This window comes from Streptomyces atriruber, from assembly GCF_001418325.1.
Classification (GTDB): Bacteria; Actinomycetota; Actinomycetes; order Streptomycetales; family Streptomycetaceae; genus Streptomyces; species Streptomyces atriruber.
This window is the reverse complement of sequence record NZ_LIPN01000349.1, coordinates 1-25,145: the sequence shown is the minus strand read 5'-3', so window position 1 is coordinate 25,145 and position 25,145 is coordinate 1. Positions and strand designations below refer to the sequence as shown.

The following is a 25,145-nucleotide window of genomic DNA, read 5'->3' as shown; positions in this document are numbered from 1 at the left end:
TCGTCCTCAAACGCCGGACGGGCTGATGCCCGCCTGCGCGCCCGGTCCCATCTGCGGCAGCAGTTTTCCCTTCCTGCTCAGCAGGAACTCCTTGAACGCCGCCACCGGCGGCGTGTCCGGATGGCCGCCCAGCCAGGCCACGCCGATCTCGCGCACCGCCCGCTGCCCCGTCACCGTCAGCTCCACGACCCCCGGGCGCGGCACCGCGGGCGGGGGCAGCAGGGCCACGCCCAGGCCCGCCGCGACCAGGCCGCGCAGCGTCTCCGCCTCCTCGCCCTCGAACGCGATGCGGGGCTTGAAGCCCGCCTCCCGGCAGAGGTCGTCCGTGATGCGGCGCAGGCCGTACCCCGGCTCCAGGGTCACGAAGGCCTCTTCGGCGGCCTCGGTGAGGCGGACCCGCTTGCGGGCGGCCAGGCGGTGGTCGTCGGGGACGACCAGGCGCAGGCGCTGCTCGTCGAGGCGGCGGGCGACGAGGTCGGGCGCGTCGGGCACGGGTGAGGTGAGGCAGAGGTCGAGCTCGCCCGCGCGCAGCCGCTCCAGCATCGCCTCGCCGTAGTTCTGGACGAGGCTGAAGCGGATGCGCGGGTGGTCGGCCCGGAAGGCGCGGATCAGGCCCGGGACCGTCTCCGAGCCCATGGTGTGCAGGAAGCCGAAGGCGACCTTGCCGGACGCCGGGTCGGCGTCGGCACGGACGGACTCGGCGGCGCGCTCCACCTCGCCGAGCGCCCGCTCGACCGAGGAGAGGAAGGTACGGCCCGCCGGGGTGAGCGAGACCGTGCGGCCGCGGCGCGCGAACAGGTCGACCCCCAGGTCCTTCTCGAGCCGGACGAGGGCGCGGGACAGCGTCGACTGGGGGATCCCCAGCTGCTCGGCGGCGCGCGTGACGTGCTCGGTGCGGGCGACCCCCGCGAAGTACGCGAGACGGGGCGCGAGCAGCGTCACGATGTCCTGCGCGTCACTGTTCTGTGACACGCGCCGCTGTGACCTCCGCTGATGCTGCATGGGATCGATTATGGGGTTTCCATGCATTGGACGCATCAAAAAACCGGTCGTACGTTCTTCGCATGCCTGCTGCCAGTAGTGGGGCGTCCGCCACCCTCGCGGTCGCCCCTGCCCCGTCGTCCCCCGCCGCCGACACACGACTGACCCCGGGCGGGCCCGGCTACCGCCGGATGAGCTTCGCGCTCTTCCTCGCCGGCGTCGCGACCTTCGCCCTCCTCTACTCCACGCAGGCCCTCCTCCCCCTCGTCTCCGCCGACTTCGGCGTGAGCGCGAGCACCGCCAGCTGGACGGTGTCCGCGGCCACCGGCGCACTGGCCCTCTTCGTCCTTCCGCTGAGCGCCCTCAGCGAGCGCTACGGGCGGCGCACGATGATGACCGCCTCGCTGACCGTCGCCGTCGCCGTCGGGCTCCTCGTCCCCTTCTCCCCCTCGGTCGAGGTGCTGATCGCGCTGCGCGCCGTGCAGGGCGCGGCCCTCGCGGGGCTCCCCGCCTCCGCGATGGCGTTCCTCGCCGAGGAAGTGCGGCCCAAGGCACTGGTCGCCGCGATCGGACTGTTCGTGGCGGGCAACTCCATCGGCGGGATGAGCGGGCGCATCGTCACCGGCTGGGTCGCGCAGGCCTGGGGCTGGCGCGCGGCGGTCGGCGTGGTCGGTGTCGTCGCGGTGCTGTGCGCGGTCGCCTTCCGGGTGCTGCTGCCCGCGCCCCGGCACTTCGCCCCGGGGCCGCTCAGCCCCAGGTCCCTCGCGCGCACGGTGCGCACGCATCTGTCGAACCCGCTCCTGTGCAGGCTGTACGCGATCGGGGCGCTGTTCATGACCGTCTTCGGGGCGGTCTACACGGTGATCGGGTACCGCCTCACCGAGGCACCGTTCTCGCTGCCGCAGGGCGTCATCGGCTCGATCTTCCTCGTCTACCTCGTCGGCACCGTGTCGTCGGCGGCCGCCGGGCGGCTCGTGACCCGGCTCGGGCGGCGCGGCGCGCTGTATCTGGCGGTGAGCACGACGGCCGGCGGGCTGCTGCTCTCCCTCTCCCCCTCGCTGGTCCTGGTGCTGCTCGGGCTCGTCCTGATCACCGCCGGATTCTTCGCGGGGCACGCGGTCGCGTCCTCGTCGGTGAGCCGGACGGCCACGACCGGGCGGGCACAGGCGTCCGCGCTCTACCAGTCCGCGTACTACCTGGGCTCCAGCGCGGGCGGCACGCTCGGCGCGGTCGCCTTCCACGCGGGCGGCTGGGCCGGGACCGTGGGGCTCGGCATCCTCGCGGTGCTCGGGGTCGTGTCGGTCACGGTGTGGGGCTCGCACGCGGCGCGGGTGCAGGAGCGGCGCGCTCTCGTGGCCCGCTCCTGCTGATTTCACCTGCGGCTTTTCCCACTCGGGGGGCCGTTGTCAGTGGGCTGCGGTAGCTTCCGATGTGTTGGGCCTCGCATCGGGCTCTTCTCGCAACGCAGGGGTGGGTTGGGATGAGCGACATCGCAGGGACGACGGCCGATCTGGACGTCACGCTGGAGAAACACCGCGTCGAGCTGACGGGGTACTGCTATCGGATGCTGGGCTCCGCCTTCGAGGCCGAGGACGCCGTGCAGGACACGATGGTCCGTGCCTGGCGCAGCTTCGAGAAGTTCGAGGGCCGCTCCAGCATCCGCTCGTGGCTGTACCGCATCGCGACGAACGTCTGCCTGGACATGCTGAACGCGGGCAACCGCCGCGCCCGCCCCATGGACCTGACCGCCGCCGCCCCGCTGGCGCAGGCCGCGCTCAACCCACGCCCGGACAACACCTGGCTGGAGCCGATCCCGGATGCCCGCGTCCTGCCGACGCCCGGCGACCCCGCGGAGGCGGCGATCGCCAAGGAATCGGTGCGGCTCGCGTTCGTCGCCGCCCTGCAGAGCCTGCCGCCGAAGCAGCGCGCGGTGCTGATCCTGCGCGAGGTCCTCGCCTGGAAGGCCAGCGAGGTCGCCGAGCTGATCGACACCTCCGTCGCCTCGGTCAACAGCGCGCTGCAGCGGGCCCGCGCCACCCTCGCCGAGCGGCCGGAGGACGACACGGCCGTCTCCGACCCCCTGGACGAGGACCAGCAGAAGCTGCTGGAGCGGTACGTCGCCGCGTTCGAGGGCTATGACATGGCGGCGCTCACCGCGCTGCTCGCCGAGGACGCCGTCATGACGATGCCGCCGTTCGACCTGTGGCTGCGCGGCACGGCGGACATCACCGGCTTCATGACCACCGTGGGCGCATCCTGTGCCAACAGCCGCCTGGTCCCGGTGAACGTGAACGGCACACCGGGCTTCGCGCACTACAAGCCCGACCCCGACAACGGCGGATTCGCTCCGTGGGCGATCCAGGTCATCGAGATCTCAGAGGGCCGGATCACCGGCTTCCACTGCTTCCTGGACACGCCCCGGTGGTTCCCGCTGTTCGGCATGCCCCTCCATCTCGACGACTAGGCCGAGGAGTTCGACGAGGCCCACGAGACCGAGCAGGGCCAGCAGGGCGGGGGTGGGGTTCCTGAGACGGATCCGGCCCCCGGCCCTGCGGGCGGCGAGCTGCAGGCGTGCGACGGCGTCGACGGTCGCGAGGTCGGCGGTGGTGACGGCGGCGACGTCACAGATCACGTCGCCCCCGTCCGGCCCGTGCCGGGCCGCGGCGACGCGCTCGCACAGGTGCGGGACCTCGCCGGGGCCCAGCGGCCCCGCGATGCGGATGAGGTTCTCTTCAAAAGCAGCCACGCAAGGGTGACTGGCCGGGCGGTCCGAACTCATCGGTACCGCGGTTCCTGACCGGTCACACCGTCGCGGGCCGCTACGACCGGGACTGCTGCGGCGCCTGCGGCTGCGGCTTCTTGCGGACCCGCAGGGTCAGGGGGTTCACGAAGTCTCCCCGCCCGTTGTCGTACTGCTGCTCGTGGAACGTCTGGCCCGCCCCCGAGCCGTACATGCGGAAGAACCACTTGCTGTTCCACTCGTTCTTCGCGTCCGAGAGCCGCTTGAACTCCTCACCGGCCTTCGCGGCGCTGCCGGAGAGTTCGCGCAGCAGCTTGTTGAGCCGGTCCATCTCGAAGGCGGAGGTGGGCGGGGTCTTTCCGCCGGGCCGCAGCAGGGGGATGGCGGTCTTCTTCTTGAACTCCTCGACGAGCTTGGGGAGCAGCTCCTTGAGCGCGTCCCCGGAGTTCGCGGTGCGGGTGTAGTTCTCCAGGGTGACGCGGTCCCGGCCGTCGGCGCTCATCGCGGCGACACCCGCGAAGTGGAAGCCCCAGATGTCCTGGGCGCGGGCCTCGGGGGTGGCGGATTCGGCGTAGTCGAGCTTGTCGCTCTGGCCCAGGGAGATCGTCGTGAAGGCCTCGCCCACGACGGGGGCGGCGGCCTTGTTCACCCCGAGGCCGTCGGCCGCGGTGTCCATCTCGTCGCCGTGGTCGCGCAGGGCCCCGCCGTACCGCCGCGGGGTGGCCGCGTCGGGTGCGCCGACCCCGTCGGCGAGCCGGTTGGCCACCGAGTCGACCGTGCTGTCCTGCCAGTCCATGGCGTCCTGGCCGTCCAGGACGACCTCGGTCTGCTTGCCGCCGCCCATCAACTCCCGGGCCACGTCGATGCACTCCTGCTTCATCAGGTCGGCGAAGCCCGACTCGGGAGCGTTGCGCGGGTGGTCGGCCGTGACGGGCTGGATGCGCTTGAGGACGACGGAGCCGTTCGGGTTCGCCGGGTTCTGCACGGTGATCTGCGGTCCGCGCGCCTCCAGGCGGTAGGTGCTGTTGACGTTCTCCAGCTCGGTGTTGCTCGCGGCGAGCACCTCGCCCGTCGCGTAGAACTCCTTCGGTTCGCGCTCGGTGTCGTGCACGGCCAGCGTGCCGTCGCCCGCGACCCTCAGGGGCAGCCCCAGGGGTGCGTCGAGCTGCACTCCCCGCTCCTCGGACTCGTCCTGCCGGAACGGGTCGTGGGTGCGGGCCCCGACGTGGTCCACGCTGTGCTTCGAGAGCCGCTCGGGGTCCGGGACGAGGACGCCCTGCGGTGACTGGGACTCGAAGAAGGGCCGGTCGTCCTGCTCGCTGACCAGGCTCTTCACGGTGCCCGACGCGTATCGCTGGATGCCCTCGCCGTGGATCTGTCCCCCGGGTGCCGGATCAGCGCCCGCCTCGGGCACGGGGCCGTGGTTCTCCTTAAGGACCCGGTGGGCGTTCGCCTCCGCCTCGCGCTCGAACCGGTCCGACGGGTCGGAGACCTTGAGGCCCGAGCCGTCGTCGGTGCCCGCGACGGGCCCGCTGCGCTGCTGGATGACGTGCGTCAGCTCATGGGCGAGGGTGTGCCGGTCGGCGCCGCCGTCCCCGATGACGACGTGACTGCCCGAGGTGTAGGCGCGGGCGCCCACCTTGGCCGCGGAGACCTTGGCGGCGGTGTCGTCGTGGATCCGCACGTCGGAGAAGTCGGCGCCGAGCCGGGACTCCATGTCGGAGCGGGTCGCTTCGTCCATCGGCCGGCCGGAGGTGCGCAGGACGTCGTGGACGGCGGAGCGCTGCACGTCCGGCTGTCCGGCGCGGCCGGACTGCCGCAGCAGCTGGACGACGGCGGCGTTGCCCGCGCCGCGCTGCAGGGCGAGCAGTCCCGCGGGGGCGGGGGCGGTGTCCCGGTCCGGGGTCCGCCGGGCCGGGCCCCGGGCGGCGGGTCCGGCGCCGGTGTGATCGTGGTCGTGCAAGGGGCCCTCCTGCGCAGGCGGCGACTCGTCCCTGCATACGCTCGGGGCGCGTGCGGAGTCCAGGTACGCGCGGGCACGAATCCCGGCCGAACGGGCACGCCGCGCCTCCCCCTGGGGCTCCGCCCCAGACCCCGCTCCTCAAACGCCGGAGGGGCTGAAACCCAGCCCCCCGAGCCCCAGCAGGACACCCCTCAGGGGCGCGGGGAACTGCGCATCTTTTAGGGCGCGGGGAACTGCGCGAGCAACCACCACGCAACCGCAGACGGCACTCCCGGGACAGCCCCGAGCTCCTAGCCGATCCGGTCGAGCACGATCGGGTTCGGGGTGAACGCCGTGCCCGCCGGGGCGATGTCGAAGGAGCCCTCCACGGACTGGAGCGCGTACGCGAAGCGGTCCGGCGTGTCCGTGTGGAGGGTGAGCAACGGCGCGCCCGCCTCGACGGAGTCGCCCGGCTTCGCGTGGAGCTCCACGCCCGCACCCGCCTGGACCACGTCCTCCTTGCGCGCCCGGCCCGCGCCGAGACGCCACGCGGCGACGCCGATGTCGTACGCGTCGAGGCGGGTCAGGACACCCGAGGACGGGGCCTTCACCACATGCGTCTCGCGGGCCACGGGAAGCGTCGCGTCGGGGTCGCCGCCCTGCGCCGCGATCATGCGGCGCCACACGTCCATCGCCGAGCCGTCGGCGAGCGCCTTCGCCGGGTCCGCGTCCTTCAGGCCCGCCGCGTCCAGCATCTCGCGGGCCAGCGCGAGGGTGAGCTCGACGACGTCGGCGGGGCCGCCGCCCGCGAGGACCTCCACCGACTCGCGGACCTCCAGCGCGTTGCCTGCCGTCAGACCGAGCGGGGTCGACATGTCCGTGAGGAGCGCCGCCGTGCGGACGCCGCTGTCCGTGCCCAGCTCCACCATGGTGGCGGCCAACTCGCGCGCGTCGTCCAGGTTCTTCATGAAGGCGCCGGTGCCGACCTTCACGTCGAGGACGAGCGAACCCGTGCCCTCCGCGATCTTCTTGGACATGATCGACGAGGCGATCAGCGGAATCGCCTCGACCGTGCCGGTCACGTCACGCAGCGCGTAGAGCTTCTTGTCGGCGGGGGCGAGGCCGTCGCCCGCCGCGCAGATCACGGAGCCCGCGCCGTTCAGGACGCTCAGCATCTCCTCGTTGGAGAGCAGCGCGCGCCAGCCCGGGATGGCCTCCAGCTTGTCCAGGGTGCCGCCGGTGTGGCCGAGGCCGCGACCCGAGAGCTGCGGGACGGCCGCGCCGCACGCGGCGACGAGCGGGGCGAGCGGCAGCGTGATCTTGTCGCCGACGCCGCCGGTGGAGTGCTTGTCGGCGGTCGGGCGGGACAGCGAGGAGAAGTCCATGCGCTCGCCGGACGCGATCATCGCGGCGGTCCAGCGGGCGATCTCCTTGCGGTTCATGCCGTTGAGCAGGATCGCCATCGCGAGGGCGGACATCTGCTCGTCGGCGACCGCGCCGCGGGTGTACGCGTCGATGACCCAGTCGATCTGCTCGTCGCTGAGCTCGCCCCGGTCGCGCTTGGTGCGGATGACGGAGATGACGTCCATGGCAGTCCTTCCAGCAGTACAACGGCGTACGTACGTAGATATGCCGCGACTCTACGCGCATAGAGCCGGGAGATGAAGGCGGCCCCGCACCCTGGATCTCCAAGGGGGCGGGGCCGTCCGTCAGTTGAGGTGCTGCGGTCCGAACGCGTCGGGGAGCATGTCGCCCAGCGACCGCACGCCCGACGACGTCTCCAGGAGGAGCTCCGCGCCGCCGAACTCGTACAGGAGCTGGCGGCAGCGGCCGCACGGCATCAGGATCTCGCCCTTGCCGTCCACGCACGTGAAGTGGGTGAGGCGGCCGCCGCCGGTCAGCTGGAGCTGCGAGACCAGGCCGCACTCGGCGCACAGACCGAGGCCGTACGAGGCGTTCTCCACGTTGCAGCCGGAGACGGTCCTGCCGTCGTCGACCAGGGCCGCGGCGCCGACCGGGAAGCCCGAGTAGGGCGCGTACGCACGGGACATCGCCTCGCGCGCGGCCTCCCGCAGGGTGTCCCAGTCGGTCTCCGCGGCAGCGGTCGTCACTTGCCCTGCCCCTTCCGGTACGGCATTCCGTCCGCCTTCGGCATCCGGAGCCGCTGGGCGGAGAGCGAGAGGACCAGCAGGGTCACCACGTACGGAGTGGCGGTGACGACCTGGTTGGGCACCTCGTCGGTCAAGCCGTACCACAGGAACATCAGCGCGGAGACGGCCGCGGTGATCGCCGCGGGGACGATCCGCTTGCGCCACACGAGGTAGATCGCGCCGATGACCAGCAGGATCGCGATGAGCAGGAGCAGCGCGTGGACGTTCGTGCCGCCACCCCGGAGCTTCAGGCTGTCGGTGTAACCGAACAGGCCCGCGCCGAGCGCGAGTCCGCCCGGCATCCAGTTGCCGAAGATCATCGCGGCGAGGCCGATGTAGCCGCGGCCGCCGGTCTGGCCCTCCAGGTAGATGTTGGAGGCGACCAGCGAGAGGAAGGCGCCGCCGAGTCCGGCGAGGCCGCCGGAGATGACCACGGCCAGGTACTTGTACTTGTAGACGTTCACGCCGAGCGACTCCGCCGCGATCGGGTTCTCGCCGCAGGAGCGCAGCCGCAGACCGAACGACGTGCGCCACAGGATCCACCAGCTCAGCGGGACCATCGCGACCGCGACCACGGTGAGCGGCGACAGGTCGGTGATCAGACCGCCGATCAGGCCCGCGAGGTCGGAGACCAGGAACCAGTGCTTGTCGTTGAGGTCCATCAGCCAGTCGGAGAGGCCCGGCACGGAGAAGTTGCCGAGCGACTCGACGGGCGGCGACTGCTTCGACGTACCGCCCTCCTCGCCCTCGAAGGCGAAGGTGGAGAGGTACCGGGTGGCGCCCAGGGCGAGGATGTTCAGGGCCACACCGGAGACGATGTGGTTGACGTTGAACGTGATCGTGACGATCGCGTGCAGCAGGCCGCCGAGCGCGCCGCCGACGATGCCGAACAGGACGCCCACCCAGGGGCCCCACTGGAAACCGGCCCAGGCGCCGAACCAAGTGCCGAGGATCAGCATGCCTTCGAGGCCGATGTTGACGACGCCCGCGCGCTCGGCCCAGAGGCCGCCGAGACCGGCGAGGCCGATCGGCACGGCGAGCTTGAGGGCCGTCGACATCTGTCCGGTGGACGTGATGCCGTCGGCTCCGGTGACCAGGCGGACCACGGAGGTCAGCACCAGGACGCCCGCGATGACCAGCAGGAGGACGGGGAGCGAGATGCGGCGGCGGCCCGGCGCGGGCTGCTTGGCCGGGGGCTTGGCGACGGTTGCCGAGCTCATCGGGCAGCCACCTCCTTCACGGAGTCGTTGTTGCCGTTGTTGCCGCTCGCGCGCGCGGCGGCGGCCAGTTCCTCACCGACGCGGCGCTGCTGGCGGCGCAGACCCCAGCGGCGTACCTCCTCGTAGGAGACGACGACCGCGATCACGATGAGGCCCTGCATGATCACCGCGATCTCCTTGTCGTACGCCTCCGGCTGGGCGTAGTCGAGGGCGGGCGAGGCCTTGTCGAGGAAGGCCCACAGCAGCGCCGCGAAGGCGATGCCGACGGGGTTGTTGCGGCCGAGCAGCGCGATGCCGATGGCGGTGAAGCCGAGGCCCGCGGGGAAGGAGAGGCTGTAGGTGTGGGTGTCGCCGAGCAGGATCGGCAGGCCCGCGAGGCCCGAGACCGCGCCGGAGATCAGCATCGCGCTGAGCACCATGCGCTTGGCGTTGACACCGCTGGCCGCGGCGGCCGACTCGGAGGCGCCGGTGGCGCGCAGGTCGAAGCCGAACCGGGTGCGGTTGAGGACCAGCCAGTACAGGACGCCCGCGAGCACCGAGATGATCACGAAGCCGTAGATCTCGCCGCCCGCCACCTCGATGCCGGGGAACCAGCCGGACTTCTCCATCACGCCGGTGGTCTGGTTGTTGCCGACCGGGACGCCGAAGTTCTCGGTGAGGGTGAGGTAGGCGATGACGCTCGTCGCGATGGCGTTGAGCATGATCGTGGCGACCACCTCGCTGACGCCGCGCGTGGTCTTGAGGACGCCCGCGATACCGGCCCAGAAGGCGCCGGTGAGCATGGCGACCACCATGAGCACGGGGATCTGCAGGAACGACGGCAGCGCGAGGTGCGTGCCGACGACGGCGGTCACCATCGCGGCGAGCCGGTACTGGCCGTCCACACCGATGTTGAACAGGTTCATGCGGAAGCCGATGGCCACCGCGAGCGCCGCCAGGTAGTACATGCCGGCCTGATTGAGGATCAGGACCTGCACGTCGGAGAACGTGGCCTGCTCCAGCATCAGGCTGTACGGCTCGATCGGGCTCTTGCCCGAGGCGAGCAGCACGACCGAGGTCAGGGCCACGGCCGCGATCAGCGCGATGACCGGTCCGGCCACCGCGAGGAGCACGCGCTCCTTGTCGAACTTCTTCATCGGGTCTCGTCCTCCTCGGAGCCGTCACCGGACTCGACGTGTTCCAGGTGACCGGAGGCGGCACCCGTCATCGCCGACCCCAGCTCCTCGGGCGTGATGGTGGCCGGGTCGGCGTCCGCGACGAACCTTCCGCGGTAGATCACGCGGAGGGTGTCGGAGAGGCCGATCAGCTCGTCCAGGTCGGCGGAGATCAGCAGCACGGCCAGGCCCTCGCGGCGGGCCTCGCGGATCTGGTCCCAGATCTGCGACTGCGCGCCGACGTCCACACCGCGGGTGGGGTGGGCGGCGATCAGGAAGCGCGGCTTGTGGCTCATCTCGCGGCCGACGATCAGCTTCTGCTGGTTGCCGCCGGACAGGGAGGCGGCCGTCACGTCGATGCCGGGCGTACGGACGTCGTACTCCTCGACGATGCGGCGGGTGTCGGCCTGGGCGCCCTTGGGGTCCAGCCAGAAGCCTCGCGCGTTGGGCTTCTCGGTGACGTGGCCGAGGATGCGGTTCTCCCACAGCGGGGACTCCAGGAGGAGTCCGTGGCGGTGGCGGTCCTCGGGGATGTAACCGATGCCGTCCTCGCGGCGCTTGCGGGTCGCCGTGCCGGTGATGTCCTCGCCCGCCATGCGGATCACGCCGGAGTCGGCGTGCTTGAGGCCGATGAGCGCGTCGATCAGCTCGGTCTGGCCGTTGCCCTCGACACCCGCGATGCCGAGGACTTCGCCCTCGTGGATCGTGAAGGAGATGTCGTCCAGCAGTGCGCGCCCCGACTCGCCGTCGGCGAGCAGCTTGAGGCTCTCGACCTCGATCATCGCGCGGTCGGTGACCGTGGACTCCGCCGTCTCGGGGGTGGGCAGTTCGCTGCCCACCATCAGCTCGGCGAGCTGACGGGGCGTCGTCTGGGACGGGATCGCCGTGCCGACCGTCGTGCCGCGCCGGATGACGGTGATGTCGTCGGCGACGGAGAGGACTTCACCCAGCTTGTGCGAGATGAAGATGACGGACAGACCCTCGGACTTGAGCTCGCGCAGGTTGTCGAAGAGCGCGTCGACCTCCTGCGGCACGAGCACGGCCGTCGGCTCGTCGAGGATCAGCGTGGTGGCGCCGCGGTAGAGGACCTTGAGGATCTCCACGCGCTGCCGGTCGGCGACGCCGAGGTCCTCCACGTACGCGTCGGGGCGCACGCCGAGGCCGTAGCGCTCGGAGATCTCGGCTATCCGGCGGCGGGCCGCGCCGCCGATGCCGTGCAGCTTCTCGCTGCCGAGGACGATGTTCTCCAGGACGGTGAGCTGGTCGGCGAGCATGAAGTGCTGGTGCACCATGCCGATGCCGCGGACGATGGCGTCCGCGGGGCTGCCGAAGGTGACCTGCTCGCCGTCGACGGTGATGGTGCCCTCGTCCGGCTTCTGCATGCCGTAGAGGATCTTCATCAGGGTCGACTTGCCCGCACCGTTCTCGCCGACGAGGGCGTGCACGGTGCCCTTGCGGACGGTCAGGTGGATGTCGTGGTTGGCCACGACACCCGGGAAGCGCTTGGTGATGCCGCTGAGCTCAACGGCGGTGCCACCGGCGGCGGTTGGCGCCTTGTCGGTGGGCGGAGGGCTGGTGGACGCGTCGATGGCGCACTCTCCTCGGGGGCCGGAAGGCCTGAAGGGCCTGAGGGAAAGGGGCCGCCTACGCGCGCAGTGCCCCTGCTGTCGGCGAATTTCCCTGGTCTGAAATTCCCCGGTTCCCGACTCCCCCGCTGCCGTGGGGAGTCGAGGATGGGTCCGCGCGAACGGGGCGCGGGTGAACCATCGTCCCCCACACCCCGTTGCACGAGAATCACGCTGCCGTTACGGCAGTCGGCAAGGCGGCCGCGCCTTACGGAGCGGTCTTGACCTTGATCTTGCCGCCCTTGATGCCCTCTTCGGCCTTCTTCAGGGCGTCCTGGACATCCTTCATCTTCTGGAACTCGGGGTTCGAGTCGGCGAGCGCGACACCGCCGGAGGCGAGGTCGGCACGGACGACGCCGCCCTTGGCGTTGCCGTCCTCGACGGCCTTCGCCAGGTTGTAGACCGAGCCCGCGACGTCCTTGGTCGCCGACGTCAGGATGTACTTCTTGTACTTGGCGAGGGCGTCCTGCTTGTACTGGTCGGAGTCGACGCCGATCGCCCAGACCTTCTTGGCGGCGGCGGCCTCGATGACGCCCTGACCGGAGAGGCCCGCGGCGTGGTAGACCACGTCGGCGCCCTTCTCGATCTGGCCCTGCGCGGCGGTCTTGCCCTTGTCGGGGCTGGAGAAGCCGCCGTCCTCGGCCTTCTCGGTCAGGTACTGCTTGACGACCTTGACCTTGGGGTTCGTGTCCTTGACGCCCTGCGCGAAGCCGGCCTCGAACTTGTGGATCAGCGGGACGTCCACGCCGCCGACGAAGCCGACGGTCTTGGACTTGGTGGCCTTGGCGGCCACGACGCCCGCGAGGTAGGACGCCTCCTGCTCGCTGAAGACCAGGTCGGAGACGTTGTCGGCCTTGACCGTCTCGTCGTCGACGATGCCGAAGGTGGTCTTCGGGAACTTCTCCGAGACCTCCTTGATGGCGGGCGCGTACGCGTAGCCGACGCCGATGACCGGGTTGTAGCCCTGCTTGGCCAGCTGCGTCAGGCGCTGCGTCTTGTCGGCGTCCGACTCGCCGTCGACCGGCTCTACGGCCTTCTCGCCGGTCTTGAACTCCGCGGCGGCCTTCTTCATGCCGACGGTCGCGGCGTCGTTGAACGACTGGTCGCCGGCGCCGCCGACGTCGTAGGCGATGGCGACGCCCTTGTTCTTGTCGTCCTTGCTGGAGGCGGCGTCGCTGGACGTGCCACCACAGGCGGAGACGGTTACGGCAAGAGCGGCGGTCGCGGCGCCCGCGACAGCAATTCGAGACACCCGGCGCATAGAGACGAACTCCTTAGTACAAGCAAGCACAAGCACGTACGAGCGCCTCACCTGGCGCTGATTTCGCCGCAGCGTAACGCGCGTAGACCTGACATAAGAACCCTTCTGTCCGCTCCGTTATCGAGCTGTGGCCACCGGATGTCGGGGCGCCGAACGACGGGTGGGCGCCCCCTTCACAGGGGGCGCCCAGTCGCCACACGCAGTACTACGTAAAACGTCCCGGACCGTGCGCTACGGAACGATCTTCACCTCGACCTTCCCGTCGGCGATGTCCTTCTCGGCCTTCTCCACGGCGGCGACGACGTCCTTCATCGCCTTGTACCTCGGGTTCGAGTCGGAGAAGCCGACGCGGCCGGACTTCAGGTCGTAGCGCTGCTCGCCCCGCATGGGCTTGCCCTCGACGACCGACTCGGTCAGGTCGTACACCGCGCCGCCGACGTCCTTGAACGCCGAGCCGAGGATGTAGTCCTTGTACTTGGCGAGGGCCTTCTGCTTGTACTGGTCCGAGTCGACCCCGATGGCCCACTTCTTCTGCGAGCCGGCCTCCTGGATGACGCCCTGGCCGGAGAGTCCCGCCGCGTGGTAGATCACGTCCGCGCCGGCCTCGATCTGCCCGCTCGCCGCGTTCTGCCCCTTGTCCGGGCTGGAGAATCCGCCCTCCTCGGGCTTCTCGGTCAGATACCGCTTCTCAATTTTGATCTTGGGGTCGATGGATTTCACGCCCTGCACGAATCCGGCCTCGAATTTGTGGATGAGCGGAATGTCCACGCCTCCCACGAATCCGACGTGCTTGGCCTTGCTCGTCTTCGCCGCGGCCACGCCCGCCAGATAGGAGCCCTGTTCCTCGTGGAAGACGAGGTCGGCGACGTTGTCCGCCTTCACGGTGTTGTCGTCGATGATCCCGAAGGTGGTCTCGGGGAACTTCTTGGCGGCGGCCTCCACCGCGGGCGCGTAGACGAAGCCGACCCCGATGACCGGGTCGTACCCCTGCTTGGCGAGCTGTTCGAGGCGCTGGATCTTGTCGGCGCTGGACTCGCCGTCCCCCGGCTCCATGTCCACGCCGCCGATCTTGAACTCCTCGCGGGCCTTCTTGTAACCCGCATAGGCGGCGTCGTTGAAGGACTGGTCTCCCTGCCCGCCGATGTCGTACGCCAGTCCGATGCCCTTGCCCTTGTACGACGAGCCCGCGGATCCGTTGTCCGCGTCGTCCTGCGAGGCCTCGTTGCTGGTCTTTCCGCAGCCTGCCGCCGCGAGGACGAGGACAGCGAGTGCCGCGGTGATGTGAGTGGCGCGAGATTTCCGAGATTTCGAAGAGAGACGACGCACAGGAAGCACCCCTTGATCGCCAACGCGCCGCGGACGGCGCTGATTTCGGCGCACATTAACGCGCGTAGAAAGGGAGGGGAACGGGTTTTCGCAGTGCCGTTACCTCTTCGTGCTTTTGTTCCGTACGTCGCCTCCGTCGCGCCCCTAACGCATCGCATCCAACAGGGCGGCGGCGGTGAAGAGTTCCACCCCTGCCGTGATCGCCGTCTCGTCGACGTCGAAGTCGCCCTGGTGGAGATCGCGCACGGTGCGCTCCCCCGGCCTGCGCACGCCGAGCCTGGCCATGGCGCCGGGCACGTGCTCCAGGTACCAGGAGAAGTCCTCGCCGCCCAGGCTCTGCTCGGTGCCCTCGACGGAGTGCGGGCCGCGCCGCTCGCTCATCGCGTCCCGCAGCAGCTCGGTGACCAGGGCGTCGTTGACGACGGGCGGCACGCCTCGGATGTAGTTGATCTCGGACTTGGCGCGGTAGAGGTCGGCGACCTCCTGGACGGCGCCGTGCACCAGGTCGGGCGCGTCCCGCCAGGCGTCGAGGTCGAGGCAGCGCACGGTCCCGGAGAGCTCGGCGTGCTGCGGGATGACGTTGCAGGCGTGGCCCGACTCGATGCGGCCCCAGGTCACGGCGAGCCCGGAGCGGGCGTCGGCCCGGCGGGAGACCAGGGCGGGGACCTCGGTGGCGACCTTGGCGGCGGCGGTGACGAGGTCCGTGGTGAGGTGCGGCCGCGCGGTGTGTCCGCCGGGCCCGTCGAGCGAGACCTCCAGGCGGTCGCAGGCGGAGGTGATGGGGCCGTGCCGCAGGCCGATGCGGCCCGCGTCGACCCGGGGGTCGCAGTGCACGGCGATGATCCTGCCGACCCCCTGGAGGGCGCCCGACTCGATGGCGTCGGTCGCGCCGCCGGGCAGGACCTCCTCGGCGGGCTGGAAGATCAACCGGACCGGAAAGGGCAGTTGGCCCTTCTTCGCGAGATCGGCGAGGACGAGCCCGGCGCCCAGGACGACGGTGGTGTGCACGTCGTGCCCGCAGGCGTGGGCGCGGTCGGGGACCGTGGAGCGGTACGGAACGCCGAGCTTGGTGTCCGGGATGGGCAGCGCGTCGATGTCGGCGCGCAGGGCCAGCATGGGCCGCACGCCGCGCCCGGCCGCCGGGTGCTCACCGATGTCACAGATGAGCCCCGTGCCGGTGGCGAGCACACGGGGCTCCAGGCCCGCCTCCTCGAGCCGGGCCTTGAGGGCCGCGGTCGTACGGAACTCCTGATTGCCCAGCTCGGGGTGCATGTGCAAGTCACGGCGGAAGGTGATCAGTTCGGCGCGCAGCGCTTCGGGCAGCGCGCCGGGCAGTGCTTCCGCGGGGGCGGACTCGGCTCCCGGCTCGGCTTCGGACTCGCGGGACATCAAATGGTTCACCCTGTGAAGGGTAAGGCGACGGTGGGGCCAACTGACCCACGATCAACAAAAGTTCAGCCCGATAGGGGAAGAATTCGTGGCCGCGTGGCGCATGACCATTGGTCGCACTGGGTAAACTTTTAGGCCGCCAAGGGGGATGCGGGGACGGTCCGGCGCCTGTAATAGGCCACTGTCACCGCCACGAGCAGGAGCGGCCAGGCCGGCAACGGCGCGTAGCACCCGATCAGGACGGCGGTCTGGGCCGCACTGTCGGTGACGCCCTGCCCCTCGCCCAGGCCCGCGGCCTGCGCGTAGAACGCCCAGCCCATGATCGCGAAGAGCCCGGTGGCGCCGAGCACGGCGGGGACGACGGCGGCGAGCGGCCGCACGGGCCGTCCCCCGATGACGGGCAGCCACCCCGGCACGACCTCTCCCCACCCTCGCACAAGCCCGAGCGTCAGCAGCGCGAGGCCCTCGGAGACGAGGCTCAGCATGAGGATGTACGCGGCCTCGCCGGCGCCCCGCTGGGGCTCGGCGGTTACGGGCAGCCCGGCGACCAGCGCCACCCGCCAGAGTCCCGAGGGCAGCGTGGCGAGCGGCACGGCGTGTGCGGCGAGGACGGCCCAGCGGGGGACGTCGGGAAGAGCGGCGACTTTCAGCATGGGTGCGATGCTGCCGCCGTGCGGGGCCCCGCACGTCGCCGCTCGGGCCGATCCGGGTCAGTCGGACGGGGGAGGCGCCGCTCATCCCTCCGCGGTTCGGAGGGCGACCGGCCCCGCGTGGCTCGAAGGGCGATCGGCCCCGCGCGGTTCAGAGGGCGATCAGCCCCGCGTCCGTCCCCCGGAACCCGCACGCCTCCCGGTAGAAGCCGCGGTGCTCGTCGTCGAAGTCGACGTGCAGCCACTCGCAGCGGGCCTCGCGCGCGCCCCGCACGGCACGGGCGACGAGTCCGGTCCCGACGCCCTGCCGCCGGGAGCGCCCGGCCACGACGGTGTCGAGGAGGAAGGCGTGCACGCCGCCGTCCCAGGCGACGTTGACGAATCCGGCCAGTTCACCGGCGGCGTCCCGCGCGCACACCCATCCGAGGCTGTGCCGGTGCAGCTGCTCGCGCCATCCGATGTCCAGCACCGGGTGCCCGAAGCCCTCGGCGTGCAGGGCGTTGACCTCGGGGTCCGCGAAGTCGCCCCGCCACGAGTACGTGATCATCGGGCGACCGACTCCGCCCAGGCCCCGGCCGTGGTGACCTCCGCCCATTGGGGGAACAGCTTTTCGACGAGGGTGCTGTGCAGTTCGGGGTCGAGGTCGAGGCAGGCGTCCGACAGGATCGTCAGGGGCAGGTCCATGTCGTTCGCGCGGCACGCCGTGTGCAGGACCACGCCGCTGGTGGCGATGCCCGCGAGGACGAGGCCGTCGACGTCGTGGGCCCGGAGCACCAGGTCCATGTCGCTGCCCGAGAACGCGCTCCCCCGCCGCTTGGTCACCACGGCCTCGCCGGGCAGGGGCGCCACGTCGGGATGGATCCCGCTGCCGTGGGCGCCCTCGGTGAACAGCCCCGCCTCCACGACGTTGCGGACGATTCTGGTGGGCGGGGCGACGTCCGGCAGGTCCGGGCGCAGCCCCATCACCACGTAGATCACGGGGATGCCCGCCGCCCGTGCGCCGTCGATCGCCGTGCGCAGCCGCGGCAGATAGCCGCAACCGTCGTCCGCGAGCGCGACGACGTCCCGTTGGATGTCCATCACCAGGAGTGCGCTGTTCGCCATGCTGCCGTCCTTCCGGCCGTGTCGGGTTGTCATGCGGTCACTGCCCTGCGGTCATTTGTCCTGCAGTCATTCGTCCTCCCGTGACTTCGCGTGCCGTCCGTGCGAACGCCGCCACCGCCCCGTCTCGTGACCCGGCCGCCGGACCAGGCCGTAGCCGGTCGGCTCCGCGTCGGCGAAGGGGACGTACGCGACGCCGGGGCGGGCGAAGTACGTGACTGTGTGGGCCGGTGCCGGGAGCGCGCCCCGGGCCGCGGCCGATCGGGCGGCCGCTCGGGGTGCGGGAGGGGACGTGGTGGTCCAGCCAGTAGTCGGGTACCGGGCCCGCGATGGTGAGGAGGGGGACGTCCGCCAGGTCGTCCTCCCGTACCGGGAATTCGGTGAGCTGCACGTCGGACTCGCCCTTGCGCGGCTGCCCGTACGGATCGCCGAGCGGCGCCTCGCAGACCTCCACGGTGAGGCCCGGGGGGGCTGCCGCGCAGGGCCTCCGTCCCCTTCATGACGATCTCGCCGGTGAGGGGGTTGGCGAAGCCCACGTGCAGCACGGAGTCGATGGCGCGGTGGTGCGGTGGTGCGGTTCGAGGTCGGCCCGTAGCTGACGGCCGAGCGCGGCGAGGCCGACGCGGCGGCTGCTGTGGATGAACAGCGGGGCGCCGACGCGGCGTTCGAGGCGCTGCACGAGCTGGCTCGCCCTGGCCCGGGACAGCCGCATGCGCTCCGCGGTGCGGCCGAAGTGCAGCTCCTCCGCGAGCAGCAGAAAGCGCTCCAGTTCGTCACGCTCCATCGACGTGCCCCCCAGGTCGTTGCGGATCGGTCAGCCTGGCTGAACGAACGTTGCGATGATCGCCGTTGTTCCGCCCCCGGGCCCCGGCCGAGGGTGGCGGCATGAGTCAGAACCTTGCGCCTCACGCGCCCGAGCCCCCGACGATCCCTCACCGGCATCTTCCCGGAGGGCATCGACGTCGCGATGCTCAACGTCGCCCTCCCCTCCATCCGGGCCGACCTCGGCCTGTCCACCGGCTCATGGCGGCCGTGATCGTGAACCCGCCCGCGTACGGCCCGCTCACCATCGTGGCCACGGAAGGCGTGGCCGAGGAGGAGCAGGGCCCGGCCGGTGCGCTCCTCCACACGTCCTTCCAGTTCGGCGCCGCGCTCGGCCTGCCGACGGTCACGGCGGTCAACGTCACCGCCACCGCGTCGAGTTCCCCGTCCGCACTCCTGGACGGCTACCGGGCCGCCCTGTGGGTCCCCCTGGCCGCCGCCCTGCTCGCCGCACTGATCAGCGCGTTCGGGCTGCGGACGAGGCGGGGGACGCCGGTGGTGGCGTCGTCGCGCGGGCTGGCCGAGAGCCACGCTCCCGCCGGGAACCGCGCCCCCGCCGACGTCCCCGCACCGCGCTGAACGCCCTCTTCCCCCGCGCCCCGGCCCACCACGGCGCTGTGCGCCAAGGACGGGGCACTGGACGCTAAGGACTTCCCCCGGGGGTTCGGGAAGCGTGGGTGCCGCGTCCGGTGACACCCAAGGAACGCACCGGACGAACCTGAAGGGGAGAGACCGATGAGCCACCCGACCATCCGCACCCGACTGCGCCGCACCGCCCTCGTGACGGGTGCCCTGCTCGCCATGACGGCGACCGCCGGCACTGCCCAGGCCACCGACTCGGCCACCGGTCAGCAGGGTTCGGGCGCCCGCATCACGGCGGCGCCCGCCGACTGTCCGAAGTACTACTTCTGCGGCTACGCGGGAGCGAACTACACGCGTCTGGCCTTCAAGTTCAAGGACTGCTACCTGCAGCAGATCGCGGCCAGGACCGGCGGTTCCTGGTACAACAACCAGTCCAGCGGCACCAAGGCCAAGATGTACAACGCCAACAAGCAGCTCGTCTACACGACCCCGGGTGCCCCCTACGGCGACCCCTCCGGCAACTGGGCGGGCATCCGCTACATCGACGCCTGCTGACCCTCGCCGGCTGACGAGGGGCGGCCCCGGTGGGCCGTCCCTCGAACGGCGTGTCGCTGAGCGCTCCGGTACTCGGTGGGGGCCATCCCGGTCGCGGTGCGGAAGGCTCGGGTGAAGTCGGAGGGCCGCGGGTAGCCCCAGCGTGCGCCGATCGAGCTGACGGGTGTGGCGTGCAGCAGGGGGTCCGCGAGGTCCCGGCGGCAGCGCGCGATCCGTTCCTGCCGGATGTATCCGTTCACGGTGGTCCCACGGGTCTGGAAGACGCGGTGCAGTACGCGCACGGAGATGCTGTGCGCCGCCGCGACCGCGGATGGCTTGAGCCCGGGATCGCGCAGATGGCGGCCGATGAAGCCCGTGATCTGCTGGTACAGCGCCTCGCTGCGGCTCTCCGGAGGCAGCGCCGACGTCCGGTCGACGCGCCCGGCGACGGCGGCCGCCGCCAGGTCGAGGACGATCGTGCCGAGCCTCTGCCGGTCACCGGCGGTCAGGTCGTCACCCGCCTGCGCCAGGCTCTCCAGGCTCTGCCGCAGCACCTGCCCCACGCCCTCGGCCACTCCCAGGGACGTCCCGCACAAGGGGGCGACCAACCCGTCGGGCAGAGGCATGAGGCTCCGTGGGAACTGGAGGAGCAGCGAGCTGCAACTGCCCGGCCCCTCGGCCGATGCCACGAACGGACGGGAGCTGTCGTACAGAACGATCTCACCGGGCGTCACGAGGGTGCTGTGCCGTGCCTGTTCTATGCCCTGCCGCCCTGAGGTGATGACACCGATCTGGTACAGCTCGGGGTCCGACTGGCGTATCAGTCGCGAAGTGCGGGACGAGACCAGCTGCGCGTACGAGATCGCCGACAGCTGCACCGGTCCCAGCTCCATGGCCCCCATCCGCGCTTCGAACCTCTCGGGGTCCGGGAAACGGAAGCGGGTCGTCACCAAGGCCTGCGCGGTGATCTCCGCCCATCCGGTCGTCTTCTCGCCCGGCGCCAAACAAACGGTGTCCAGCACAGTGAACATGCACTTCCCCGTCATCCCCGTGGTGTTGCTCAGTGGTCACGAAGCACTCTTCGCCGATCCCGTGGCACACGGAAGGCGGTTCCGCGTCAACCGCACGCGGTAGGCCTACGGCAGGGGTTGACCCGCTGCACCCCTGGGTGCAGGCGCGCGTCACACTCCTGCTGGACGCGCGGTAGCGGCCGGAACCCTAGCGTGAATCGGGTCCGTTCATGGCGGCGCCGCACGGCGCCCCGTCCCGAGGAGTTCTCATGCACGTCGCACGCAAGTCCTTAGCCGCCCTGGCCACGGGAATCATGGCCGCGACCGCCGTCACCGGGCTGGCCGCCACCGCTTCGGCCGCCGCCCCGGCCCCGCGCTCCGAGTCACCGTCCACCGGGTCGCCGTCCGCCGCGGCCTACTGCGAGTGGTGGGGCGGCATCGGCATGTACTGCGGCTACGACCTCCTGAACACCTATGCCGACTACGGCGACCGGGGCAAGAAGGTCAAGGAGATCCAGGCGCTGCTCCGCTTCCACTCCGTCTACGTCGCCGTCGACGGGGTGTTCGGCAAGGACACCCGGGCTGGTGTGAAGAAGTTCCAGCGCTCCTGGGGCCTGGCCGCCGACGGCATCGTCGGGCCCAAGACCTGGCAGTGGCTGCGGACCGCCGTCTGAGAACCGCTGTACGCCGGGAGGGGCCGGGCGCGAGACTGGGACGTCCACCGACGGAACACCACGGGGAGACCCACCGGCCATGACCGACGACCGCGGGACGACGACATCCGCCTGGCACGCCACCGCCCCCGGCGTCCTGCGGCTGCCCTCCGGGCGGCTTGTCAGGGGGCGCGGGCTCCGGCGCCCGCTGCCCAAGGGGGACGCGCCCGGCCTCGGCGTCTATCTGCTCGGCAAGCGGCCTCCCGAAGTGCCGTGGGAAGCAAGGTGGTTGCCGTGGCCGGACTTCCGGCTGCCCGCCGACCGGGAGCTCGCGCGGAAGGTGCTGCGCGAGGTGTGGGAGCGGTCGGCGGGCGAGCGGGTCGAGGTCGCCTGCGGGGGCGGGCGTGGCCGGACCGGGACGGCCCTCGCCTGCGTCGCCGTGCTCGACGGGGTGCCCGCGGCGGAGGCCGTCTCCTTTGTGCGTACGCACTACGACCGGCATGCGGTGGAGACGCCCTGGCAGCGCCGGTACGTCCGGCGCTTCGCCCCGTAGCCGCTACGCCGGCGCCGTGTGCCGCACCGAGGTGAGGCGGTGCACGTCCCGTGCCGTCCCCGTGACGCCGGACAGGAAGCCCTGGGCGCGCGGCGACGCCGTCTCCGTGAGCCAGGCCGGGTCGATGTCGCAGACCGCCACCTTGACCTCCGTGCCCGCAAGGGCCAGGGGCAGGGTGTGGACGACGGTCGAGGGGAAGCTGAGGATCGTACGGCCGATGGGGCCGCGGCGGGCGATGAGTTCCAGGGGGAGGTCCGGGCGGACCACCTGGAGGCCCGTCTCGACCGCGAGCCGGTGGAGCTTCTCGGCGCTCTCGCGGCGGTGGGCGAAGTAGCGGGTGGCGCCGTGGGCGCGGGAGAGGGCGATGACCGCTTCGATGTAGCGGTCCGGGTCGACCACCCCCGTCTCCACCAGGGACGTGCCGACCAGGTCGGAGCCGCGTGTGATGCGGGGCGGGCCGAAGCGCTCCCGGGTCCAGGAGAAGGCGTTGACCGTGACCCGCACGCCGTCCGGCGCGCTGTCGATCGGCATGGCGGAGAAGACCTCGACGGTGCGCGTCCCGCCGGGTGTGAGGCGGCGCCGCGCGGAGGCCGAGACGGGCGCGAAGACGAGGTCGCGGGGCCCCGGGCGGCCGCCCTTGCGGTGCCAGCGCTGCAGGCGCTCGCCGCGGGCCAGCTGCGCGATGAACTCCATCGTGGCCGTGCCGTCGTCGACGACGACCAGGGAGCGGGCCCGGGTGATCGTGAGCAGGAGCTGTACGTAGCGCGAGAACGGGTCGCCGATGACGACCCGGTCGGCCCTGCGCAGGGCGCCCGCGAGGCCGCCGACGGTGTGGAAGGGTGCCGACGCGCCGCCGCGCGCCTCCTCCCAGCGGACCTCGACGCCCTCGTCGCGGGCGAGCTGTGCCATGCGGCGCAACTGGCCCCGCGTCATGGGGTCGTTCGGGGAGAGGACGACGACGGTGAGGCCCCCGGTCGGGCCGGTCGCATCCGCGGCGTGCGCCCACTCCAGGACGTTCAGCAGCTGGACCGGGCTCTCCACGAAGGCGAGCGTGGACTCCGCCGACCCGCCCGGGGCGGCTGTGGTGTCGGCGGCTCGGCCGACTCGGGGGCTCATCGTCGTGTGTCCGTCTCCCGTTAATGCGGCCCGCGTGTTCAGACCGCGACCGGCTCGGCGTCCGCGGCGGTCTCGGCCTCGGCCACGACGCCCGCGACGCGGCGCAGCTTCTTCATCGGGCCGAGCTCGGACTCGTAGACCTTCTTGACGCCGTCACCGAGGGACGCCTCGATGGTGCGGATGTCGCGGACGAGGCGCGTGAGGCCCTGGGGCTCCACCGACGCGGCCTGGTCCGAGCCCCACATGGCGCGGTCGAGGGTGATGTGGCGCTCGACGAAGGTGGCGCCGAGGGCGACGGCGGCGAGCGTCGTCTGCAGGCCCGTCTCGTGACCGGAGTAGCCGATCGGGACGTTCGGGTACTCGGCCTGGAGGGTGTTGATGACGCGGAGGTTGAGCTCCTCCGCCTGCGCCGGGTACGTCGACGTGGCGTGGCACATCAGGATGTTGTCGCTGCCGAGGACCTCGACCGCGTGGCGGATCTGCTTCGGGGTCGACATGCCGGTCGAGAGGATGATCGTGCGGCCCGTGGCGCGCAGGGCGCGGAGCAGCTCGTCGTCGGTGAGCGAGGCGGAGGCGACCTTGTGGGCGGGCAGGTCGAACTTCTCCAGGAAGGCGACGGCCTCGGTGTCCCACGGGGAGGCGAACCAGTCGATGCCGCGCTTGGCGCAGTGCTCGCTGATGGCCTGGTACTCGGACTCGCCGAACTCCACGCGGTGGCGGTAGTCGATGTACGTCATGCGGCCCCAGGGGGTGTCGCGCTCGATGTCCCACTGGTCGCGCGGGGTGCAGATCTCCGGGGTGCGCTTCTGGAACTTCACCGCGTCGCAGCCGGCGTCGGCGGCCACGTCGATGAGCGCGAACGCGTTCTCCAGGTCGCCGTTGTGGTTGATGCCGATCTCACCGGTGATGTACACGGGCTGACCGGGACCGGCCGTCTTCGAACCGAAGCTGCGGAGGCGGGAGTTGGCGCCGATGGAGGTGATGTTGCTCATGGGAGGAAATTCCTTAACTGTGGAGGGAGTCGAGAGAGGGGCCGAGGATCCAGGTGGCGATCTCTCGGATCGCGCCCTCACCACCGGGGACGGTGGTGACCGCGCGTGCGGCGCCGCGTACGACGTCGTGGGCGCTCGCGACCGCCACGGGCCAGCCCACGAGGGCGAAGCACGGGAGGTCATTGACGTCGTTGCCGACGTAGAGCACGCGCTCGGGAGCGATGCCCTGCTCCTCGCACCACTGCTTCAGTGCGAGGTCTTTCCGGTCGATGCCGTGCAGCACGGGAAGCTTCAGCTTCCTGGCGCGCGCGGCGACGACCGGGTTCTGTTCCGTGGACAGGATCAGCATGTCGAGGCCGCTCCTGCGGAGGGCCGCGATGCCGAGGCCGTCCCCGCGGTGCACGGAGACGAACTCCCGTCCCTCGGAGTCGATCAGCACCCTGTCGTCGGTCTGGGTGCCGTCGAAGTCGAGGACGACCGCGTCGATGTCGGCGGCGGTCGGGAGGGCGGCGTCGCCTTCGGGGCGGGCCGCGTCGAAGAGGGGGGCGAGCGCGCGGGCGCGGGCGAGGTCGTGCGGGTCGTCGACCTCCAGGACGCGCGCCGGGTCGGTGCGGACCGGCTCGGTGCGGCCGAAGAAACGGTGCTTCTCGGCGCGGAAGCCCGCCGCGTCCATGGCGTAGGCGGCGCCCGTCTCCAGGAGGTCCTGGGGGCGGTCCTGGCGGCGCGGGCGGAAGGACTTGTCGTGGTTGACGCCGTAACCGCCGCGCGTCTGCGTGGAGTTGGCGAGGGTCGCCGTGCCGCCCACGGAGTCGGTGCGGCGTGCGTCCAGGGCCGCGCCCTCGTCCGTGGCGTCGTCGGCCGCGTCGCGCCAGATGAAGCCGTGGAAGGGCGCCACCGTGACGGCCGTGTCGGCGCCGTGCTCGGCGACCGCCGAGGCCACCCCGTCGACGTCCTCGTGGGTGAGGAAGGGGCTGGTGCACTGCACGAGCAGGACGACGTCCACGGTCACGCCGTGCAGCGCCTCGTGGGCGTCCATCGCGTGCAGCACGGCGGCCTCGCTGGTCGCGGTGTCCCCGGCGATCGCGGCGGGGCGCAGCACCACTTCGGCACCGGCGTGCCGGGCGGCCTCGGCGATCACGTGGTCGTCCGTGGAGACGACGACGTCGGTGACGAGCCGGGCGGCCAGGCACTCGCGGATGGCGCGGGCCACCAGCGGCACGCCGCCGACCGGGGCGAGGTTCTTGGCGGGCACGCCCTTGGAGCCGCCGCGGGCGGGGATGACGGCGAGCACGCGGCGGGCCGGTGCGCCCGCCGGGTCGAGGTGGGGCATGGGGGCTCCTTGGG

Annotated in this window: 25 protein-coding genes and 1 pseudogene; 7 read left to right on the top strand and 19 right to left on the bottom strand. The window is 71.4% G+C overall.

Translation table 11 applies throughout. From position 1 onward, the window contains the following. Nucleotides 1-6 precede the first annotated feature (6 nt). Nucleotides 7-1,002, bottom strand: coding sequence for a LysR family transcriptional regulator (locus AOK03_RS30865; protein WP_055568663.1), 996 nt, complete (start codon nucleotides 1,000-1,002; stop codon nucleotides 7-9). A 62-nt stretch (nucleotides 1,003-1,064) separates the two neighbouring features. Here AOK03_RS30865 and AOK03_RS30860 point away from each other — a divergent pair, with 62 nt between their 5' ends. Together AOK03_RS30860 and AOK03_RS30855 are read left to right on the top strand one after the other, a co-directional pair. Further along, nucleotides 1,065-2,351: an MFS transporter gene (locus AOK03_RS30860; protein ID WP_055568662.1), complete on the top strand. Its 1,287-nt coding sequence runs from the start codon at nucleotides 1,065-1,067 to the stop codon at nucleotides 2,349-2,351. A gap of 110 nt (nucleotides 2,352-2,461) precedes the next feature. After that, a complete protein-coding gene (locus AOK03_RS30855) occupies nucleotides 2,462-3,445 on the top strand; it encodes a sigma-70 family RNA polymerase sigma factor (protein WP_055568661.1) in 984 nt (327 codons plus the stop codon). On the opposite strand, the gene AOK03_RS30850 is transcribed toward AOK03_RS30855, so the two are convergent. The 14 genes from AOK03_RS30850 to AOK03_RS44365 all read right to left on the bottom strand — a co-directional run bounded on the left by AOK03_RS30850 (nucleotide 3,356) and on the right by AOK03_RS44365 (nucleotide 18,323). Further along, nucleotides 3,356-3,727, bottom strand: a complete 372-nt coding sequence (locus AOK03_RS30850; protein ID WP_055568660.1) for an STAS domain-containing protein — start codon at nucleotides 3,725-3,727, stop codon at nucleotides 3,356-3,358. The genes AOK03_RS30855 and AOK03_RS30850 overlap by 90 nt on opposite strands. 73 nt (nucleotides 3,728-3,800) lie before the next feature. Further along, complete coding sequence (locus AOK03_RS45255) at nucleotides 3,801-5,684, bottom strand: eCIS core domain-containing protein (RefSeq protein ID WP_055568659.1); 1,884 nt, start codon at nucleotides 5,682-5,684, stop codon at nucleotides 3,801-3,803. A gap of 290 nt (nucleotides 5,685-5,974) precedes the next feature. Next, on the bottom strand, nucleotides 5,975-7,252 hold the full coding sequence (locus AOK03_RS30840) for a thymidine phosphorylase (protein WP_055568658.1): 1,278 nt from the start codon (nucleotides 7,250-7,252) through the stop codon (nucleotides 5,975-5,977). A 120-nt stretch (nucleotides 7,253-7,372) separates the two neighbouring features. Further along, nucleotides 7,373-7,774: a cytidine deaminase gene (locus tag AOK03_RS30835; protein WP_079075050.1), complete on the bottom strand. Its 402-nt coding sequence runs from the start codon at nucleotides 7,772-7,774 to the stop codon at nucleotides 7,373-7,375. Continuing rightward, nucleotides 7,771-9,033: an ABC transporter permease gene (locus tag AOK03_RS30830; protein WP_055568657.1), complete on the bottom strand. Its 1,263-nt coding sequence runs from the start codon at nucleotides 9,031-9,033 to the stop codon at nucleotides 7,771-7,773. Before AOK03_RS30830 ends, AOK03_RS30835 begins: the two co-directional genes overlap by 4 nt. Further along, complete coding sequence (locus AOK03_RS30825) at nucleotides 9,030-10,169, bottom strand: ABC transporter permease (RefSeq protein ID WP_055568656.1); 1,140 nt, start codon at nucleotides 10,167-10,169, stop codon at nucleotides 9,030-9,032. The genes AOK03_RS30830 and AOK03_RS30825 overlap by 4 nt, the downstream gene beginning before the upstream one ends. Further along, nucleotides 10,166-11,776, bottom strand: a complete 1,611-nt coding sequence (locus tag AOK03_RS30820; RefSeq protein ID WP_079075049.1) for an ABC transporter ATP-binding protein — start codon at nucleotides 11,774-11,776, stop codon at nucleotides 10,166-10,168. The genes AOK03_RS30825 and AOK03_RS30820 overlap by 4 nt, the downstream gene beginning before the upstream one ends. Before the next feature lie 244 nt (nucleotides 11,777-12,020). Beyond that, complete coding sequence (locus tag AOK03_RS30815) at nucleotides 12,021-13,073, bottom strand: BMP family lipoprotein (protein WP_055568654.1); 1,053 nt, start codon at nucleotides 13,071-13,073, stop codon at nucleotides 12,021-12,023. Between the two features lie 231 nt (nucleotides 13,074-13,304). Further along, nucleotides 13,305-14,399, bottom strand: coding sequence for a BMP family lipoprotein (locus tag AOK03_RS30810; RefSeq protein WP_055568653.1), 1,095 nt, complete (start codon nucleotides 14,397-14,399; stop codon nucleotides 13,305-13,307). A 144-nt stretch (nucleotides 14,400-14,543) separates the two neighbouring features. Then, complete coding sequence (locus tag AOK03_RS30805; protein ID WP_055568652.1) at nucleotides 14,544-15,788, bottom strand: M20 family metallopeptidase; 1,245 nt, start codon at nucleotides 15,786-15,788, stop codon at nucleotides 14,544-14,546. A 131-nt stretch (nucleotides 15,789-15,919) separates the two neighbouring features. Next, the gene (locus tag AOK03_RS30800; RefSeq protein WP_055568651.1) at nucleotides 15,920-16,441 is read right to left on the bottom strand and encodes a hypothetical protein; all 522 of its coding nucleotides are present in this window, start codon (nucleotides 16,439-16,441) and stop codon (nucleotides 15,920-15,922) included. Nucleotides 16,442-16,589: 148 nt separating this feature from the next. After that, a complete protein-coding gene (locus AOK03_RS30795; protein ID WP_055568650.1) occupies nucleotides 16,590-16,985 on the bottom strand; it encodes a GNAT family N-acetyltransferase in 396 nt (131 codons plus the stop codon). After that, nucleotides 16,982-17,542: a cysteine hydrolase family protein gene (locus AOK03_RS30790; protein ID WP_055568649.1), complete on the bottom strand. Its 561-nt coding sequence runs from the start codon at nucleotides 17,540-17,542 to the stop codon at nucleotides 16,982-16,984. Before AOK03_RS30790 ends, AOK03_RS30795 begins: the two co-directional genes overlap by 4 nt. A gap of 493 nt (nucleotides 17,543-18,035) precedes the next feature. Beyond that, complete coding sequence (locus AOK03_RS44365; protein ID WP_244177817.1) at nucleotides 18,036-18,323, bottom strand: LysR family transcriptional regulator; 288 nt, start codon at nucleotides 18,321-18,323, stop codon at nucleotides 18,036-18,038. Nucleotides 18,324-18,437: 114 nt separating this feature from the next. Here AOK03_RS44365 and AOK03_RS42840 point away from each other — a divergent pair, with 114 nt between their 5' ends. The 3 genes and pseudogenes from AOK03_RS42840 (at nucleotide 18,438) to AOK03_RS30775 (ending at nucleotide 19,498) form a co-directional block, all read left to right on the top strand. Continuing rightward, entirely contained in the window at nucleotides 18,438-18,575 is a 138-nt protein-coding gene (locus tag AOK03_RS42840) for a hypothetical protein (protein ID WP_157869122.1), read from the top strand. Between the two features lie 14 nt (nucleotides 18,576-18,589). Beyond that, nucleotides 18,590-18,940: pseudogene (locus AOK03_RS30780) on the top strand (MFS transporter); the annotation flags it as partial. A 156-nt stretch (nucleotides 18,941-19,096) separates the two neighbouring features. Then, on the top strand, nucleotides 19,097-19,498 hold the full coding sequence (locus tag AOK03_RS30775) for a hypothetical protein (RefSeq protein WP_055568647.1): 402 nt from the start codon (nucleotides 19,097-19,099) through the stop codon (nucleotides 19,496-19,498). Here the strand turns inward: AOK03_RS30775 and AOK03_RS30770 are convergent. Further along, nucleotides 19,480-20,508, bottom strand: coding sequence for an AraC-like ligand-binding domain-containing protein (locus AOK03_RS30770; protein WP_244177816.1), 1,029 nt, complete (start codon nucleotides 20,506-20,508; stop codon nucleotides 19,480-19,482). The two genes, AOK03_RS30775 and AOK03_RS30770, sit on opposite strands and share 19 nt — an antisense overlap. A gap of 248 nt (nucleotides 20,509-20,756) precedes the next feature. On the opposite strand from AOK03_RS30770, the gene AOK03_RS30765 reads away from it, so the two are divergent. After that, the gene (locus AOK03_RS30765; RefSeq protein WP_055568646.1) at nucleotides 20,757-21,161 is read left to right on the top strand and encodes a peptidoglycan-binding domain-containing protein; all 405 of its coding nucleotides are present in this window, start codon (nucleotides 20,757-20,759) and stop codon (nucleotides 21,159-21,161) included. A gap of 79 nt (nucleotides 21,162-21,240) precedes the next feature. Further along, entirely contained in the window at nucleotides 21,241-21,693 is a 453-nt protein-coding gene (locus AOK03_RS30760; RefSeq protein ID WP_055568645.1) for a protein-tyrosine phosphatase family protein, read from the top strand. A 3-nt stretch (nucleotides 21,694-21,696) separates the two neighbouring features. Here AOK03_RS30760 and AOK03_RS30755 read toward each other — a convergent pair whose 3' ends face one another. Genes AOK03_RS30755 through AOK03_RS30745 form a run of 3 tightly spaced genes read right to left on the bottom strand, consistent with a single transcriptional unit; the run spans nucleotide 21,697 to nucleotide 25,131 of the window. After that, on the bottom strand, nucleotides 21,697-22,809 hold the full coding sequence (locus AOK03_RS30755) for a hypothetical protein (protein WP_055568644.1): 1,113 nt from the start codon (nucleotides 22,807-22,809) through the stop codon (nucleotides 21,697-21,699). Nucleotides 22,810-22,847: 38 nt separating this feature from the next. Then, nucleotides 22,848-23,801, bottom strand: a complete 954-nt coding sequence (locus AOK03_RS30750; RefSeq protein ID WP_055568643.1) for an N-acetylneuraminate synthase family protein — start codon at nucleotides 23,799-23,801, stop codon at nucleotides 22,848-22,850. 13 nt (nucleotides 23,802-23,814) lie between these two features. Beyond that, nucleotides 23,815-25,131 (bottom strand): N-acylneuraminate cytidylyltransferase, encoded by a 1,317-nt coding sequence (locus tag AOK03_RS30745; protein ID WP_055568642.1) that lies wholly within the window; start codon nucleotides 25,129-25,131, stop codon nucleotides 23,815-23,817. Nucleotides 25,132-25,145 lie beyond the last annotated feature (14 nt).

Excerpts from the sequence above, each read along its gene's own strand:
- AOK03_RS30760 (WP_055568645.1), top strand. The coding sequence starts at position 21,241 with ATGACCGACGACCGCGGGACGACGACATCCGCCTGGCACGCCACCGCC.
- AOK03_RS30840 (WP_055568658.1), bottom strand. The coding sequence starts at position 7,252 with ATGGACGTCATCTCCGTCATCCGCACCAAGCGCGACCGGGGCGAGCTC.
- AOK03_RS44365 (WP_244177817.1), bottom strand. The coding sequence starts at position 18,323 with ATGGAGCGTGACGAACTGGAGCGCTTTCTGCTGCTCGCGGAGGAGCTG.
- AOK03_RS30805 (WP_055568652.1), bottom strand. The coding sequence starts at position 15,788 with ATGTCCCGCGAGTCCGAAGCCGAGCCGGGAGCCGAGTCCGCCCCCGCG.
- AOK03_RS30855 (WP_055568661.1), top strand. The coding sequence starts at position 2,462 with ATGAGCGACATCGCAGGGACGACGGCCGATCTGGACGTCACGCTGGAG.
- AOK03_RS30775 (WP_055568647.1), top strand. The coding sequence starts at position 19,097 with ATGAGCCACCCGACCATCCGCACCCGACTGCGCCGCACCGCCCTCGTG.
- AOK03_RS30815 (WP_055568654.1), bottom strand. The coding sequence starts at position 13,073 with ATGCGCCGGGTGTCTCGAATTGCTGTCGCGGGCGCCGCGACCGCCGCT.
- AOK03_RS30770 (WP_244177816.1), bottom strand. The coding sequence starts at position 20,508 with ATGTTCACTGTGCTGGACACCGTTTGTTTGGCGCCGGGCGAGAAGACG.
- AOK03_RS30765 (WP_055568646.1), top strand. The coding sequence starts at position 20,757 with ATGCACGTCGCACGCAAGTCCTTAGCCGCCCTGGCCACGGGAATCATG.
- AOK03_RS30790 (WP_055568649.1), bottom strand. The coding sequence starts at position 17,542 with ATGGCGAACAGCGCACTCCTGGTGATGGACATCCAACGGGACGTCGTC.
- AOK03_RS30865 (WP_055568663.1), bottom strand. The coding sequence starts at position 1,002 with ATGCAGCATCAGCGGAGGTCACAGCGGCGCGTGTCACAGAACAGTGAC.
- AOK03_RS30830 (WP_055568657.1), bottom strand. The coding sequence starts at position 9,033 with ATGAGCTCGGCAACCGTCGCCAAGCCCCCGGCCAAGCAGCCCGCGCCG.
- AOK03_RS30800 (WP_055568651.1), bottom strand. The coding sequence starts at position 16,441 with ATGCTGAAAGTCGCCGCTCTTCCCGACGTCCCCCGCTGGGCCGTCCTC.
- AOK03_RS30795 (WP_055568650.1), bottom strand. The coding sequence starts at position 16,985 with ATGATCACGTACTCGTGGCGGGGCGACTTCGCGGACCCCGAGGTCAAC.
- AOK03_RS30825 (WP_055568656.1), bottom strand. The coding sequence starts at position 10,169 with ATGAAGAAGTTCGACAAGGAGCGCGTGCTCCTCGCGGTGGCCGGACCG.
- AOK03_RS30755 (WP_055568644.1), bottom strand. The coding sequence starts at position 22,809 with ATGAGCCCCCGAGTCGGCCGAGCCGCCGACACCACAGCCGCCCCGGGC.
- AOK03_RS30860 (WP_055568662.1), top strand. The coding sequence starts at position 1,065 with ATGCCTGCTGCCAGTAGTGGGGCGTCCGCCACCCTCGCGGTCGCCCCT.
- AOK03_RS30745 (WP_055568642.1), bottom strand. The coding sequence starts at position 25,131 with ATGCCCCACCTCGACCCGGCGGGCGCACCGGCCCGCCGCGTGCTCGCC.
- AOK03_RS30750 (WP_055568643.1), bottom strand. The coding sequence starts at position 23,801 with ATGAGCAACATCACCTCCATCGGCGCCAACTCCCGCCTCCGCAGCTTC.